Origin of the sequence: Pseudomonas sp. B34(2017), assembly GCF_002112915.1 — a bacterium.
Classification (GTDB): Bacteria; Pseudomonadota; Gammaproteobacteria; order Pseudomonadales; family Pseudomonadaceae; genus Aquipseudomonas; species Aquipseudomonas pharyngis.
Map to the genome: position 1 here is coordinate 774,323 of NZ_NEJA01000001.1, position 14,402 is coordinate 788,724.

Annotated in this window: 14 protein-coding genes; 8 read left to right on the forward strand and 6 right to left on the reverse strand. The window is 59.7% G+C overall.

What is annotated here, in order from left to right:
- Positions 1-34 precede the first annotated feature (34 nt).
- The 5 genes from CAF80_RS03750 (at position 35) to CAF80_RS03770 (ending at position 5,980) form a co-directional block, all read left to right on the forward strand.
- Positions 35-1,072: an ABC transporter ATP-binding protein gene (locus tag CAF80_RS03750; RefSeq protein WP_074691239.1), complete on the forward strand. Its 1,038-nt coding sequence runs from the start codon at positions 35-37 to the stop codon at positions 1,070-1,072.
- Between the two features lies 1 nt (position 1,073).
- Positions 1,074-2,009 (forward strand): ABC transporter permease, encoded by a 936-nt coding sequence (locus CAF80_RS03755; RefSeq protein ID WP_039769593.1) that lies wholly within the window; start codon positions 1,074-1,076, stop codon positions 2,007-2,009.
- Positions 1,999-2,808, forward strand: coding sequence for an ABC transporter permease (locus CAF80_RS03760; RefSeq protein WP_074691237.1), 810 nt, complete (start codon positions 1,999-2,001; stop codon positions 2,806-2,808). Before CAF80_RS03755 ends, CAF80_RS03760 begins: the two co-directional genes overlap by 11 nt.
- Positions 2,809-2,858: 50 nt before the next feature.
- Positions 2,859-4,283, forward strand: coding sequence for a gamma-aminobutyraldehyde dehydrogenase (locus CAF80_RS03765; protein WP_085666854.1), 1,425 nt, complete (start codon positions 2,859-2,861; stop codon positions 4,281-4,283).
- Between the two features lie 212 nt (positions 4,284-4,495).
- A complete protein-coding gene (locus tag CAF80_RS03770) occupies positions 4,496-5,980 on the forward strand; it encodes an APC family permease (protein WP_085666855.1) in 1,485 nt (494 codons plus the stop codon).
- Positions 5,981-6,038: 58 nt separating this feature from the next.
- Here CAF80_RS03770 and CAF80_RS03775 read toward each other — a convergent pair whose 3' ends face one another.
- On the reverse strand, positions 6,039-6,596 hold the full coding sequence (locus CAF80_RS03775; RefSeq protein WP_039769587.1) for a hypothetical protein: 558 nt from the start codon (positions 6,594-6,596) through the stop codon (positions 6,039-6,041).
- Between the two features lie 5 nt (positions 6,597-6,601).
- The gene (locus CAF80_RS03780; RefSeq protein ID WP_085666856.1) at positions 6,602-7,183 is read right to left on the reverse strand and encodes a ComF family protein; all 582 of its coding nucleotides are present in this window, start codon (positions 7,181-7,183) and stop codon (positions 6,602-6,604) included.
- Positions 7,184-7,671: 488 nt separating this feature from the next.
- On the opposite strand from CAF80_RS03780, the gene CAF80_RS03785 reads away from it, so the two are divergent.
- Positions 7,672-8,178 carry a Bro-N domain-containing protein gene (locus tag CAF80_RS03785; RefSeq protein WP_085666857.1) on the forward strand — a complete coding sequence of 169 codons (507 nt, stop codon included), beginning with the start codon at positions 7,672-7,674 and terminating at the stop codon, positions 8,176-8,178.
- A gap of 100 nt (positions 8,179-8,278) precedes the next feature.
- Positions 8,279-8,482: a hypothetical protein gene (locus tag CAF80_RS03790; protein ID WP_085611443.1), complete on the forward strand. Its 204-nt coding sequence runs from the start codon at positions 8,279-8,281 to the stop codon at positions 8,480-8,482.
- A gap of 10 nt (positions 8,483-8,492) precedes the next feature.
- Here the strand turns inward: CAF80_RS03790 and CAF80_RS03795 are convergent, their stop codons facing one another.
- Positions 8,493-8,678, reverse strand: a complete 186-nt coding sequence (locus tag CAF80_RS03795; RefSeq protein WP_085647767.1) for a hypothetical protein — start codon at positions 8,676-8,678, stop codon at positions 8,493-8,495.
- 404 nt (positions 8,679-9,082) lie between these two features.
- Between CAF80_RS03795 and CAF80_RS03800 the strand changes: the two genes are divergently transcribed.
- The gene (locus CAF80_RS03800) at positions 9,083-10,711 is read left to right on the forward strand and encodes a glucan biosynthesis protein D (RefSeq protein ID WP_085666858.1); all 1,629 of its coding nucleotides are present in this window, start codon (positions 9,083-9,085) and stop codon (positions 10,709-10,711) included.
- A gap of 12 nt (positions 10,712-10,723) precedes the next feature.
- Here CAF80_RS03800 and CAF80_RS03805 read toward each other — a convergent pair whose 3' ends face one another.
- The 3 genes from CAF80_RS03805 to recJ form a co-directional block, all read right to left on the reverse strand.
- Positions 10,724-11,257: a GNAT family N-acetyltransferase gene (locus CAF80_RS03805; protein ID WP_085666859.1), complete on the reverse strand. Its 534-nt coding sequence runs from the start codon at positions 11,255-11,257 to the stop codon at positions 10,724-10,726.
- An 88-nt stretch (positions 11,258-11,345) separates the two neighbouring features.
- On the reverse strand, positions 11,346-12,452 hold the full coding sequence (locus tag CAF80_RS03810) for an NADH:flavin oxidoreductase/NADH oxidase (RefSeq protein ID WP_039769573.1): 1,107 nt from the start codon (positions 12,450-12,452) through the stop codon (positions 11,346-11,348).
- A 224-nt stretch (positions 12,453-12,676) separates the two neighbouring features.
- Positions 12,677-14,386 (reverse strand): single-stranded-DNA-specific exonuclease RecJ, encoded by a 1,710-nt coding sequence (gene recJ / locus CAF80_RS03815; protein WP_039769572.1) that lies wholly within the window; start codon positions 14,384-14,386, stop codon positions 12,677-12,679.
- Between the last annotated feature and the right edge of the window lie 16 nt (positions 14,387-14,402).

The window sequence follows — 14,402 nt, forward strand, 5'->3', positions numbered from 1 at the left end:
TGCGACGGCCCTCGCCTTTTTGGAGCACCGCACCATGACGCTTGCAGTCCAGTTCACCAACGTTTCCCGGCAGTTCGGCGAAGTGAAAGCCGTTGACCGGGTTTCCATCGATATCCAGGACGGCGAGTTCTTTTCCATGCTCGGCCCCTCCGGTTCGGGCAAGACCACTTGCCTGCGCCTGATCGCCGGGTTCGAGCAACCGAGCGCTGGCTCCATCCGCATTCACGGCGCCGAAGCCGCCGGTCTGCCGCCCTATCAACGCGACGTCAACACGGTGTTTCAGGATTACGCGCTGTTCCCGCACATGAACGTGTTGGACAACGTCGCCTACGGTTTGAAAGTCAAAGGCGTAAACAAAACCGAGCGCCACAAACGCGCCGAAGAAGCCTTGGACATGGTCGCCCTCGGCGGCTACGGTGCCCGTAAACCGGTGCAGTTGTCCGGTGGTCAGCGCCAGCGTGTTGCCCTCGCCCGCGCGCTGGTCAATCGCCCGCGAGTGCTGTTGCTCGACGAACCGTTGGGCGCTCTCGACCTGAAGCTGCGCGAACAGATGCAGAGCGAACTGAAGAAGCTGCAACGCCAACTCGGCATCACTTTCATCTTCGTCACTCACGATCAGACCGAAGCGCTGTCGATGTCCGACCGCGTGGCCGTGTTCAACAAGGGCCGCATCGAGCAGGTCGACACGCCGCGCAATCTGTACATGAAACCCACCACGACTTTCGTCGCCGAATTCGTCGGCACCTCGAACGTGATTCGTGGCGATCTGGCGCGCCAGCTCAGTGGTCATCCGCAGCCGTTTTCGATCCGTCCGGAACACGTGCGATTCGCCGAAGGCCCATTGGCCAGCCACGAGATTGAAGTCAGCGGTCTGCTCCACGACATCCAGTATCAGGGCAGCGCCACGCGCTATGAACTGACCCTGGAAAACGGTCAGACCCTGAGCATCAGCCAGGCCAACAATCAGTGGATCGACAGCAGCGCGCAGCACCAGACCGGTCAGCGCATCAGCGCACGCTGGGCGCGGGAAGCGATGATTCCGTTGCACGACACCGTTGCGAGCGGGGTGTGACATGACCGCCCTCGCCCTCCCTCAATCGGCGCCGTTGCGCAGGTTTTCCAACCTGCTCTATCGCAAGCCGAACCTGTACCTGTCGATGCTGCTGGTGCCGCCGCTTTTGTGGTTTGGCGCGATCTATCTGGGCTCGCTGCTGATGTTGTTGTGGCAAGGTTTCTACACCTTCGACGACTTCACCATGGCAGTCACTCCGGACCTGACCCTGGCCAACTTCGCCGCGCTGTTTCAGCCATCGAATTTCGACATCATCCTGCGCACCCTGAGCATGGCGGTCGTGGTGTCGATCGCCAGCGCCATCGTCGCGTTCCCGATTGCCTACTACATGGCGCGCTACACCACCGGCAAGACCAAGGCATTTTTCTACATCGCCGTAATGATGCCGATGTGGGCCAGTTACATCGTCAAGGCTTACGCCTGGACGCTGCTGCTGGCCAAGGGCGGCGTGGCGCAGTGGTTCGTTCAGCACTTGGGGCTGGAGCCGGTGCTGCAGTTCATTCTGGGGATTCCCGGTGTTGGTGGCAGCACCCTGTCGACCTCGCATCTGGGCCGGTTCATGGTGTTCGTCTACATCTGGCTGCCGTTCATGATCCTGCCGATCCAGGCCTCGCTGGAACGCCTGCCGCCGTCGTTGCTGCAAGCCTCCGCCGACCTCGGGGCCAAGCCGCGCCAGACCTTCATGCAGGTGATTCTGCCGCTGTCGGTGCCGGGCATCGCGGCCGGTTCGATCTTCACCTTTTCGCTGACCTTGGGCGACTTCATCGTGCCGCAACTGGTGGGCCCGCCGGGCTACTTCGTCGGCAGCATGGTCTACGCGCAACAGGGTGCAATCGGCAACATGCCGATGGCCGCAGCGTTCACGCTGGTGCCGATCGTGCTGATCGCCATTTACCTGTCCATCGTCAAACGTCTGGGGGCCTTCGATGCACTCTGAAAAGGCTTCAATAGGCTTGCGCATTGCAGCCTGGGGCGGGCTGGTGTTTCTGCACTTCCCGATCCTGATCATCTTCCTCTACGCCTTCAACACCGAAGACGCGGCGTTCAGCTTTCCACCGAAAGGCTTCACGCTGCACTGGTTCAGTGTGGCGTTTTCCCGGCCGGATGTGCTGGAAGCGATCAAGCTGTCGTTGCAGATCGCGGCCATCGCCACGCTGATCGCGATGGTGCTCGGCACCCTCGCTTCCGCTGCGTTGTACCGCCGGGACTTCTTCGGCAAACAGGGTATTTCGCTGATGCTGATCCTGCCGATTGCACTGCCAGGGATCATCACCGGGATTGCGCTGCTGGCGACCTTCAAGACGCTGGGGATCGAGCCGGGGATGTTCACCATCGTCGTCGGCCACGCGACCTTCTGCGTGGTGATCGTCTACAACAACGTCATCGCCCGTCTGCGCCGTACTTCGCACAGCCTGATCGAAGCGTCGATGGATCTCGGTGCCGACGGCTGGCAGACCTTCCGCTACATCATCCTGCCGAATCTCGGCTCGGCGCTGCTCGCCGGCGGCATGCTGGCGTTTGCGCTGTCGTTCGACGAAATCATCGTCACCACTTTCACCGCCGGTCATGAACGCACCTTGCCACTGTGGTTGCTCAACCAGTTGAGCCGCCCACGGGACGTGCCGGTGACCAACGTCGTGGCGATGCTGGTGATGCTGGTGACCATGCTGCCGATCCTCGGCGCCTACTACCTGACCCGGGGTGGCGAGAGCGTGGCCGGCAGCGGCGGCAAATGATTTCCCTGACTTTTCCCACCCTGAATTTGCAGTAGAAAGAGGACAACAACATGCAAACCAAACTCTTGATCAACGGCCAACTGGTCAACGGCGAAGGCCCGGCGCAACCGGTGCTCAACCCGGCACGCGGTGAAGTGCTGGTGGAAATCAACGAGGCCACCGAAACCCAGGTCGATGCCGCCGTGCGCGCCGCCGACAGTGCCTTCGCCGAATGGTCGCAGACCACGCCGAAAGACCGTTCGCTGCTGCTGCTCAAACTCGCCGACGCCATCGAAGCCCACGGTGAAGAACTGGCCAAACTGGAATCGGACAACTGCGGCAAACCCTACAGCGCCGCGCTGAATGACGAGATCCCGGCGATTGCCGACGTGTTCCGTTTCTTCGCCGGCGCCAGCCGTTGCATGAGCGGTTCGGCCGGCGGCGAATACCTGCCCGGCCACACCTCGATGATCCGCCGCGACCCGGTGGGCGTAATCGCCTCCATCGCGCCGTGGAACTACCCGCTGATGATGGTTGCCTGGAAAATCGCCCCGGCCCTCGCCGCCGGTAATACCGTGGTGCTCAAGCCGTCGGAACAAACCCCGCTGACTGCGTTGCGTCTGGCCGAACTAGCGTCGGATATTTTCCCGGCCGGTGTACTCAATCTGGTGTTCGGGCGTGGGCCGAGCGTAGGCAGCCCGCTGGTGACCCATCCGAAAGTGCGCATGGTGTCGCTGACCGGCTCCATCGCCACTGGTTCGAACATCATTTCCAGCACCGCCGACAGCGTCAAACGCATGCACATGGAATTGGGCGGCAAGGCCCCGGTGATCATCTTCGACGACGCCGACATTGATGCGGCGGTCGAAGGTATTCGCACCTTCGGCTTCTACAACGCCGGCCAGGACTGCACCGCGGCGTGCCGGATCTACGCCCAGCAAGGCATCTACGACAAATTCGTCGAGAAGCTCGGTGCAGCGGTCAGCAGCATCAAGTACGGCTTGCAGGATGATCCGTCGACCGAGCTCGGGCCGTTGATCACCGCCCAGCATCGCGACCGCGTGGCCGGGTTTGTCGAACGCGCCGTGGCGCAACCGCACATTCGCTTGATCACTGGCGGCAAGGCTGTCGAAGGCAATGGTTTCTTCTTCGAGCCGACCGTGCTGGCCGACGCCCAGCAGGACGACGAAATCGTCCGTCGCGAAGTGTTCGGGCCGGTGGTCTCGGTGACCAAATTCACCGATGAGGCCCAGGCGCTGGAGTGGGCCAACGATTCGGACTACGGCCTGGCGTCCTCGGTGTGGACAGCGGATGTCGGACGTGCGCATCGACTGTCTGCGCGGTTGCAGTACGGCTGCACCTGGGTGAATACACACTTCATGCTCGTCAGCGAAATGCCTCACGGCGGTCAGAAACTGTCCGGCTACGGCAAGGACATGTCCATGTACGGGCTGGAGGACTACACCACGGTTCGGCATGTGATGTTCAAGCACTAAAGGCATCGCCAGCAGGCTGGCTTCCACAGGTTCAATACAGTCCTTGTGGGAGCCAGCCTGCTGGCGATGGCGTCACCTCGGTTTCAGGAAGGAAACCGGCATTACGCACCACCAGGCATTCAAAACAATAACTACCGATCCGGGCGGCGCTCACCAGGCACCGCCACGGTTTCGGCCATCCGAAATCTGCCGATTTCACGGAGCAAACACACATGAGTGCATCACCCGATCTCTCAGCCGCCGTTGCCGACAGCGATGCCGAACAACTGCGTCAACTGGGCTACACCTCCAACTTCAACCGCAGCATGAGCCTGTGGGAAAACTTCGCGCTGGGCTTCACTTATCTGTCGCCGGTCGTAGGGGTTTATACCCTGTTCGGCCTGTGCCTGGCCGCTCGCGGGCCGCCGATGTTCTGGGCCTATTTGCTGGTCGGTTGCGGTCAATTGCTGGTGTGCCTGATCTTCGGCGAAGTGGTGTCGCAGTTCCCGATTTCCGGCGGCGTTTATCCTTGGGCGCGTCGCTTGGTGGGCAAGAAATGGGCATGGATGGTCGGCTGGATCTACTCCATCGCCCTGTGCGTGACCATCGCCGCCGTGGCAGTCGGTGCCGGCCCGTACCTCGCCGCCATGCTGGGTTTTGAGCCGAGTAACAACACCAACATCGTCATCGCCCTGGTGCTGACGCTGTTCGCCACACTGGTGAACCTCAGCGGCACCAAAGTGCTGGCGCGGATCGCCATGTTCGGCTTCCTCTGCGAACTGGTGGGCGCGGTGATCGTCGGCGTGTACCTGCTGATTTTCGAGCGTCACCAGCCGATCAGCGTGCTGTTCAACACTTTCGATATCAGCGTCGACGGCTCCTACCTGCCGGCCTTCCTCACCGCGTCGCTGGCGGGGATGTTCCTCTACTACGGCTTCGAGGCCTGCGGTGATGTAGCCGAAGAAACCCCGAACCCGAGCAAGAAAATCCCGGTGGCCATGCGCATGACCATCTACATCGGCGGCATCGCAGCGATGTTCGCTTGCCTGGCGCTGATCCTCGCCGTGCCGGACATGCAAGCGGTGATCAACGGCACCGACAAGGACCCGGTCACCACCATCCTCAACAACGCCTTCGGCCCGGTCGGCTCGAAAGTGGTGATGGGCGTGGTGATGATTTCCTTCATCTCCTGCGTCATCAGCTTGCAAGCTGCGGCGAGTCGTCTGCTGTATTCCTACGCTCGCGATGAAATGGTCATCGGCAGCCGACTGCTCAAAAAGATTTCTCCTACGACCCAGGTGCCGGTTGCCGCGCTGTTCGTGTCCGGCGTCCTGCCCGGCCTGATCATCGCCCTCGGCTTCTTCCTGCAAGACGCCGTGGCGACCATCGTCAGCTTCGCCGCCATCGGCATCTACCTCGCATTCCAGATGATCGTCCTCGCCGCCCTGTACGCCCGCAGCAAAGGCTGGAAACCCAGCGGCAAATTCACCCTCGGCGCCTGGGGCTGGCCGGTGAACATCGGCGCGCTGGTCTACGGCGTCGGCGCAATCATCAACATGGCCTGGCCCCGCACACCGGATGCAGCGTGGTACATCAACTACGCGATGGTGCTGAGCACGGCGATCGTGATTGGGCTGGGGCTGGTTTACATGTGGATTGGCAAGCCGTATGACCATGGGAAGGCGCCGGCTGGGGATGCCTGGAAGGTGAGTCGCTAAAAAATTTTGGCCCCGGCACCGATAGAGTGCCGGGGTTCAAGAAAGCCGACGCAAAACATCAAAAGAAAAGCTCGGACTGATCGTATTTCAGCGAGGAAATACGATCGAACAGTTTGATTTTTTCGTTGGCTTTTTGCTTGGCGTGGTCAGACATGAATGCAATCAACTCTTCGAGCTGATTGACGTCTCCCACCACTTTGAATTCCTTCTCCTTGTTGACGAAGACAAGGGACTTCTTCTTTCTCGACAACAGTTCTATGACGTTGCTGAGCGTACCGGTGCTCTTCGCATCCCATATCATCAAGCCGTAGTCAGCGGCTTCGGCCATCACCACGTCTTTCTCAGTGAAGAAGGCCCTCGATCCTTTGGAGTGTTTGGAGTCCACTGTTCTGGCGGGCCACTGTCCGAGGTTGTTCCGCGGTGCGGGACCACTACAGAACACTGTAGTTTTGGATCGCTCAAGACTCAGCAGATATTCCTGAATGGAGGTATCGGCACCACCTGCATCACCAACGACCACATCGAATTCAGACGCAACGATATTACTGATACGCTCCTTAACCTTCGGATCAAGGTTCTTGATATTGATAGAGCCAGCAATAAATACAGTCGTCATTGAATTCACTTCCAGGTTAGCGCCGCTACGTAGATCTTCCCCACCTTCGGATATTCACGCAAGACAGCACAAGCCGCGTCCATCGACGCTCCGCTGTCAAACAAATCATCTACGACCAAAAAATTCCAGCATCCCTCTGTCGTAATTTCGTCATTGACGCTGAAACTGTTTCCAATCGCAGCAACCTTTTCTGCTTTGGAGTGCAGATCCTTCAGCGACTTTCCCGTAGTCGCCTTTCGAAGCAAATCCGAAAAAACCGGCCGCCCGACAATTCGTCCCAACTCCAGAGCGACCTCAGTTACCGGTTGTCGCTGACGGATATTTGAAGCAGGCATGGGCAGCACAAATCCTACTTGATCCAACATAGGGAACACATTTGTCGCTACCGCTTGGGCCAGTGGGCCGACCTGAGTCCAATCCTTCTGGTATTTGAGCTGGTAGGTCGCCTGACCAATCTCTGTGCGCTGATTATCGAAACAAGGGTTTCCGCGATCATCGTTGCCGAGAAAGGTACTACTTACCATGTGCTTGTCCAACACCCATCCCTGATCCCACGGGCCGTTGATCTGTTTGAGGGACACCTTCATTGAATTCTCCATTATTCACAAAAATCCTTTAAGCCCTGAGACCAAGGGCCGAGCACCTGGGGGATGCCTTAGATTCAAATAAATAAAGGAAAAATCACGCTTCAGGTGCAGTCTGGCTGACCGCCTTACAAAAACAGGAAATTCCTACAGATGCAGGCTTCAAGAAGAAGCCACATTTCCTACGCTACGCGTCCACAGCGTAGACTTGGCGCCGCTAGCGCCTGACCGATAGGCTTTACCCCGTCGCTGCCCAATCAGCGGCCCGGGGTCGAAGCCGGTACATCATCAACATGGCGCAACTGCGTCCTCCATAGAAACCGAGGCTTTTTTGCCTTTCGGATTCGCGTTATGGCGGACCGTGTGGCGCGGGCCTCTCGGCTTCCATGTTGATCGAGAATGTTCCGACTTCGAACGCCGCACGGTTCGCCACCCAAATCTGTCGAAGGATTAGTGGCGGCTCTCATTTCAACATGGAGTAGAAATTGACTATGCACGCGCCAAATTCACCAGAGACCCAGACGCACTTTATCCCTACGGTTTTCACCCGCCACAACCGCTTCCTCCACGCCCTCCTGCTTGATCATCAAGCCTGGTTCTGCGCTCAAGATCTGGGCCGCATGATGGGCCATCCCTTGAACCCACGCGTCACGCTCAAACTCGACCCCGACCAACGCCACACCGTTCGGCTGCGCAAGTACGGCAAAGTTGTCGAGACACCGATGGTCAGCGAATCCGGCATGTACGCGCTGCTCGTCCACCATTTCATCCCGGAAAACCGCAACCTTCGACAATGGCTGAGCAATGAGGTGATTCCCATCCTGCGGGAAACCAGCTCAGCAACAGCGGAAAACTGCCCTAGCCTGAGCTCGGTGCATTGGGCAGGCGTCACCGTGCCGCTGTTGCACTGGCAACAACAGGCTTGGGTGAAATGGCGTGATATGCCGGAGTTGGTGCTCAGTCAGCAGCCCTATCAGGTATCGGGGACATGTAGCTGACGGCCTCACTTGGCCCAATGAAAAAAGGGGCGGACTCAAGAGTCAGCCCCTTCAATGTTCACCATCAACCTCGACACATTTCTGAGCGAGTCCCTAACTGATGCGCAACGCCATCCCCGCACTTCAGCCCATTCTCGAAATCATCCCGAGTGACGAGAATTTTGCTGAAGACTACCTGCAAAAACTCGTCAAACAATGTGCGGTTGCCGAGCATCTGCACGCAATCCATGTCGGCATCGCCGACGCTGACGCGGGTAAGTTGATTGATCTGGCCACCGTGAAAGCCAAATGGCTTTCACGGTGAACCTCCTGTTTCAAAACCGCGAAACACTCCTCATCGCATCCACCAGATACCGCATCGCAATCCGGTCGCTCTCCGACAACTCCCGGTAACGCTCCACCAGTTTCAGTTCGTCGGGACTGAGCCGGCGTCTTCGCCGGACGTTGGAGAGGCAGGGAAAGATGCCCAACATTTCGGTGATGCCTTGTCCTTTTGTCATGGACGATGTCCTTTTCCAGTACGTCAGAAATTTCTCGAAAACCGCATCGCCCTGCTCCTTTAAGCAGCGATTTGAGCCCTGCCGGTCGGATGGGTCGTGACCGGCGATGCCCATAGAATAGAAATTAAATCGGCGCTGAAAAGCTGTTTTTAGAGTAATTAGTCGAAAAAAGCAGATATGCCCTATAAATCAGAAAAGTCTGTGAGATAAATAACCGTAACGTCTTGTTTCATTGAGACGCTGTCGCCGTGCTATCAATGAATTTTGCAAAATCGGCGAACCGATTAAGCTAGCGGGCATCTGTTACTAGTCCGTAGCGTTTGGCCGAAGGCTTGTCCGAACCGTAATTTCTGATCCAGTACGTGCCAGGAACGGCGCGGGATTGTCCACGACAGGTTGTATTTATGCACCGCAGGAATTTGCTCAAAGCGTCCATGGCCATTGCGGCTTACACCGGCCTTTCCGCCTCCGGCCTGCTCGCCGCACGCGCCTGGGCCGCCTCTGGCGGTGCCGCCGACGGTGAAGCACAGGCCTTCGACTTTGACACGCTGAAGCGCCAGGCCAAGCAACTGGCCGGCAGCGCGTATCAGGACACCAAACAGGTGCTGCCGCCGACCCTGGCGACCATGACCCCGCAGAACTTCAATGCGATCCGCTATGACGGCGAGCATTCGCTGTGGAAGGAAAACAAGGGTCAGCTCGATGTGCAGTTCTTCCACGTCGGCATGGGTTTCCGTCAGCCGGTGCGCATGTACAGCGTCGATCCCAAGACCCGCACGGCCCGCGAGGTGCATTTCCGCCCTCAGTTGTTCAACTATGAAAACACTTCGGTCGACACCCAGCAGCTCAAGGGCGACCTGGGTTTTGCCGGCTTCAAGCTGTTCAAGGCGCCGGAACTGGATCGGCATGACGTGGTGTCGTTCCTCGGCGCCAGCTACTTCCGCGCGGTGGATGCCACTGGCCAATATGGCCTCTCCGCCCGTGGCCTGGCCGTCGACACCTACGCCAAGAAACGCGAAGAATTCCCCGACTTCACCAAATTCTGGTTCGAAACTCCGGATCAGAACGCGACCCGCTTTGTGGTCTACGCCCTGCTCGACTCGCCGAGCGCGACCGGCGCCTATCGCTTCGACATCGATTGCCAGGCTGAGCGCGTGGTGATGGAAGTCGACGCCCACATCAACGCCCGCACCGCCATCGAACAACTGGGCATCGCGCCGATGACCAGCATGTTCAGCTGCGGCACCCACGAGCGCCGGATGTGCGACACCATTCACCCGCAAATTCATGACTCGGATCGTCTGGCCATGTGGCGCGGCAACGGCGAGTGGATCTGCCGCCCGCTGAACAACCCGGCGACCCTGCAATTCAACGCCTTCGCCGACACCGATCCGAAAGGGTTCGGTCTGGTGCAGACCGACCACGAATTCGCCAACTATCAGGACACCGTCGACTGGTACAGCAAACGTCCGAGCCTGTGGGTAGAACCTACAACCGCGTGGGGCGAAGGCTCTATCGATCTGCTGGAAATTCCTACAACCGGCGAAACCCTGGACAACATCGTTGCGTTCTGGACGCCGAAGAAACCGGTAGCCGCCGGGGATTCGCTGAACTACGGCTACAAGCTCTACTGGAGTGCCCTGCCGCCGGTCGGTACGCCGCTGGCGCGGGTGCATGCGACCCGTTCGGGCATGGGTGGATTTGTCGAGGGTTGGGCACCGGGTGAGCATTACCCGCCGGTCTGGGCCCGTCGTTTTGCCGTGGACTTCACCGGTGGCGGCCTGGATCGCCTGCCGCAGGGCACCGGGATCGAACCGGTGGTGACTTGCTCCAACGGCAAGGTACAAGACTTCAGCGTGCTGGTGCTGGATGACATCAAGGGTTACCGGATCCTGTTCGACTGGTACCCGACCAATGACAGCGTGGAGCCAGTTGAGCTGCGACTGTTCATACGCACCAATGACCGCACGCTGAGCGAGACCTGGTTGTACCAGTACTTCCCGCCGGCGCCGGACAAGCGCAAGTACCCTTGATGCGTTGAGCCGTCAGGCCAACGGGCAGTACAAGTGAATATCGTGGGGTTCCAGATCAAACAGCTCGGGATCCGGTTGCTTCAGCAACCAGCAGCCCTGGCGCTGATAAAACTCCACGGTATTGCGCGACTCGGTCGCCGAGACGTACAACGCCTCGGCGCCGACCTCTCGGCCATGCTCGCAAGCCAGTGCAAACAATCGCCCGCCCAATCCCTGCCCGCGCCAGGCACGGCTGATGTGCAGAAACTTCAACTGCCGCATCTTCAGGCCCTGATTGTGAATAACCCGGTTATCCACAACCACCGCTGCCACCAGTGTCTCCCCATCGAAAAGCCCGTGTAGCCAACCGCCGCTGCGCCAGCATTTTTCCAATACCCGCGCATTCTCCTCCGCCTCCCCTTCGGGCCACCCGCGCATGTCGAAACGCGCCGTATACAGAATCAACTCACCGTTTTCCACGCGATAACACTCCTCGACCAGTTCACTGCGGTCGATCAACGCCAGCAGCGGCAAGTCGGATTCCGTCAACTCTCGTTCGATCAACATGCGATCCATTCCTTTGCATTCCAAACGATAGGCAAGAAAAAACCCGCCTTTTCAATGGCGGGTTTTATAGGCGCTGCGACAGGTCGGATCAATCCCGCAGATCAGACTCATGAATCGGCTGATCACGATGGGTCGCACGTTGATACTGCGCCGGCCACACCGCTTTGCGCCCGCCCAGGTCATCGTCGGCGTGCAGCGGCCAGTACGGATCACGCAGCAGCTCACGGGCGAGGAAGATGATGTCGGCCTGACAGGTCCGCAGGATGTGCTCGGCCTGGGCCGGCTCGGTAATCATGCCCACGGTGCCGGTGGCGATGCCTGACTCCTTGCGTACCCGTTCGGCGAAGCGCGTCTGATATCCCGGACCCACGGGGATTTCCGCGTTGGCTGCCGTGCCGCCCGATGACACATCGATCAAATCAGCCCCCAAGGCTTTCAGGCGTCGCGCCAGCTCCACTGTTTCATCCGGATTCCAGCCGTCCTCGACCCAGTCGGTAGCCGAAAGGCGCACAAACACCGGCAATTCTTCCGGCCACACCGCGCGCACCGCCTCGGTCACTTGCAGCACCAGACGAATGCGGTTTTCGAACGAACCGCCGTATTGATCACGGCGTTGGTTGCTCAGCGGTGACAGAAACTGGTGCAACAGATAACCGTGCGCCGCATGCACCTCGACCACACTGAAACCGGCGGTCAGCGCGCGTTTGGCTGCGGCCACGAAGTCCTGAATGACCTGGGCGATCTGCCCTTCATCCAGTTGTTTCGGCTGGGTGTGTTGCGGGTCAAAGGCAATCGGCGAAGGCCCGACCGGCGTCCAGCCACCGTCCTCCGGTTTGACGCTTCCGTGCTTGCCGATCCACGGCCGGTGGGTGCTGGCCTTGCGCCCGGCGTGGGCCAGTTGAATGCCGGCCACTGCACCTTGGGCGGTGATGAAACGGGTGATGCGTTGCAGTGGTGCGATCTGTTCGTCGTTCCACAGGCCCAGGTCTTCGGCGGTGATCCGCCCGTCGGCCGTGATTGCCGTGGCTTCGGTGAATACCAGGCCAGCGCCGCCCACGGCACGGCTGCCGAGGTGCACCAGATGCCAGTCGTTGGCCAGGCCATCGACGCTGGAGTACTGGCACATGGGCGACACGGCGATGCGGTTGGGCAGGGTCAGTTGGCGAAGGGTAAAGGGTTCAAGCAGCAGACTCATGGGGCACCTCTCAAATCAGTGGGCAGGCTCCAGGGTTCTGTTTGAAAAGTCGACGAGTGACAGGAAAAAGGTGCAGCACCCGCCCCCGCGGGCAAAAAATTCGACAAGACGTCACAAGGCCAATCAAGCAGTGCTTAGAGCCTAGTCGACATCCGGGGATGAGGGAGGGTTCAGAGTAATTCTGTGTATGTAAGTCCGCCTGCGCGAGCTTGCTCGCGAAGGCGTCAACGCGGTTCGATGTGGGCAATCATCAGTTGCACGGTTTCATTGCCGCGAAACTCGTTCAGATCGAGCTTGTACGCCAGTTCGACCCATTTGATTGTCGGGTTCGGCCAGATATCGCGATCGATGCCGAAGGCGATGCCATCCAGCTTCACCGAGCCGCATTCGGTTTTCAGCACCACTTTAAGGTGCCGCTCGCCGACCACTCGCTGCTCGACCAACTGGAACACACCATGAAACAGCGGCTCCGGGAAATGCTGGCCCCACGGCCCGGCGTGACGCAGGGCCCGAGCCAGTTCCAGATGAAACTCCTCGACCGCCAGCGTGCCGTCCGACAGCAGGCGCCCGGTCAGGTCTTCTTCACGAAGCTGCCTGCGCACCTCGGCGTCAAATGCCTCGGCGAACAACGGAAAATTCTCCTGCGGCAAAGTCAGGCCAGCCGCCATCGCGTGGCCGCCATACTTGCTGATCAGGTCCGGATGCTGCGCTGCCACCACACTCAGCGCATCACGAATATGAAAGCCCTGAACCGAACGCCCAGAGCCCTTGAGCAGACCGTCACCGGCATCGGCGAAGGCGATGGTCGGGCGGAAATAACGCTCCTTCATCCGCGACGCCAGAATACCGATGACACCCTGATGCCATTCCGGATCGAACAGGCACAAACCGAACGGCATCGACTCGACCGGCAAGTCCTTGAGCTGGGCCAGCGCTTCGCGCTGCATGCCTTGCTCGATGGATTTGCGGTCCTGATTCATGCCGTCCAGTTGTGCGGCCATTTCCCGCGCCAGCGCAGGGTCGTGGGTCAGCAGGCATTCGATGCCCAGGCTCATGTCATCCAGACGCCCCGCCGCGTTCAGACGCGGGCCGACGATAAAACCGAGGTCGGTAGACGTAATGCGCGAAGCTTCACGCTTGGCCACTTCCAGGATCGCCTTGATCCCCGGCCGCGCACGTCCGGCGCGAATTCGTTCCAGGCCCTGGTGCACCAGAATCCGGTTGTTGGCATCCAGCGGCACCACGTCGGCAACGCTGCCCAGCGCCACCAGATCCAGCAGTTCGCCGATGTTCGGTTGCGGTTTGCTCTCGTACCAGCCGAGGCTGCGCAGGCGTGCGCGCAAGGCCATCAACACATAGAAAATCACCCCGACCCCGGCCAGCGCCTTGCTCGGAAACTCGCAGCCGGGCTGGTTCGGATTGACCAGTGCATCAGCTTGCGGCAGTTCATCGCCGGGCAAGTGGTGGTCAGTAATCAAGACCTTCAGGCCATGGCGCTTCGCGGCCGCGACACCTTCAACGCTGGAAATACCGTTGTCGACGGTGATCAGCAGCTGCGGCTCGCGGGTCATTGCGACTTCGACGATTTCCGGGGTCAGGCCGTAGCCGTATTCGAAGCGGTTGGGCACCAGATAATCGACGTGCGCCGCGCCCAGCAGGCGCAGACCGAGCACGCCCACGGTGCTGGCCGTCGCGCCGTCGGCGTCAAAGTCGCCGACGATCAGGATCCGCTGACGCTGCTCCAGCGCCGTCACCAGCAGATCGACCGCCGCATCGATCCCTTTGAGCTGCTGGAACGGAATCAGCCGCGCCAGGCTCTTGTCCAGCTCCGCCTCGGACTGCACGCCCCGCGCCGCGTACAGGCGGGTCAGTAGCGGTGGCAGTTCACCGAGAAACGGCAGAGTGGCGGGCAACGGGCGAGGATCGATACGCATGGGGTGACAGGAGCTT

Coding starts and splice junctions, on each gene's coding strand:
- CAF80_RS03775 (WP_039769587.1), bottom strand. CDS start 6,596: ATGACGACTGTATTTATTGCTGGCTCTATCAATATCAAGAACCTTGAT.
- CAF80_RS03785 (WP_085666857.1), top strand. CDS start 7,672: ATGCACGCGCCAAATTCACCAGAGACCCAGACGCACTTTATCCCTACG.
- CAF80_RS03760 (WP_074691237.1), top strand. CDS start 1,999: ATGCACTCTGAAAAGGCTTCAATAGGCTTGCGCATTGCAGCCTGGGGC.
- CAF80_RS03770 (WP_085666855.1), top strand. CDS start 4,496: ATGAGTGCATCACCCGATCTCTCAGCCGCCGTTGCCGACAGCGATGCC.
- CAF80_RS03755 (WP_039769593.1), top strand. CDS start 1,074: ATGACCGCCCTCGCCCTCCCTCAATCGGCGCCGTTGCGCAGGTTTTCC.
- CAF80_RS03765 (WP_085666854.1), top strand. CDS start 2,859: ATGCAAACCAAACTCTTGATCAACGGCCAACTGGTCAACGGCGAAGGC.
- CAF80_RS03790 (WP_085611443.1), top strand. CDS start 8,279: ATGCGCAACGCCATCCCCGCACTTCAGCCCATTCTCGAAATCATCCCG.
- CAF80_RS03795 (WP_085647767.1), bottom strand. CDS start 8,678: ATGACAAAAGGACAAGGCATCACCGAAATGTTGGGCATCTTTCCCTGC.
- recJ (WP_039769572.1), bottom strand. CDS start 14,386: ATGCGTATCGATCCTCGCCCGTTGCCCGCCACTCTGCCGTTTCTCGGT.
- CAF80_RS03780 (WP_085666856.1), bottom strand. CDS start 7,183: ATGAAGGTGTCCCTCAAACAGATCAACGGCCCGTGGGATCAGGGATGG.
- CAF80_RS03810 (WP_039769573.1), bottom strand. CDS start 12,452: ATGAGTCTGCTGCTTGAACCCTTTACCCTTCGCCAACTGACCCTGCCC.
- CAF80_RS03750 (WP_074691239.1), top strand. CDS start 35: ATGACGCTTGCAGTCCAGTTCACCAACGTTTCCCGGCAGTTCGGCGAA.
- CAF80_RS03800 (WP_085666858.1), top strand. CDS start 9,083: ATGCACCGCAGGAATTTGCTCAAAGCGTCCATGGCCATTGCGGCTTAC.
- CAF80_RS03805 (WP_085666859.1), bottom strand. CDS start 11,257: ATGTTGATCGAACGAGAGTTGACGGAATCCGACTTGCCGCTGCTGGCG.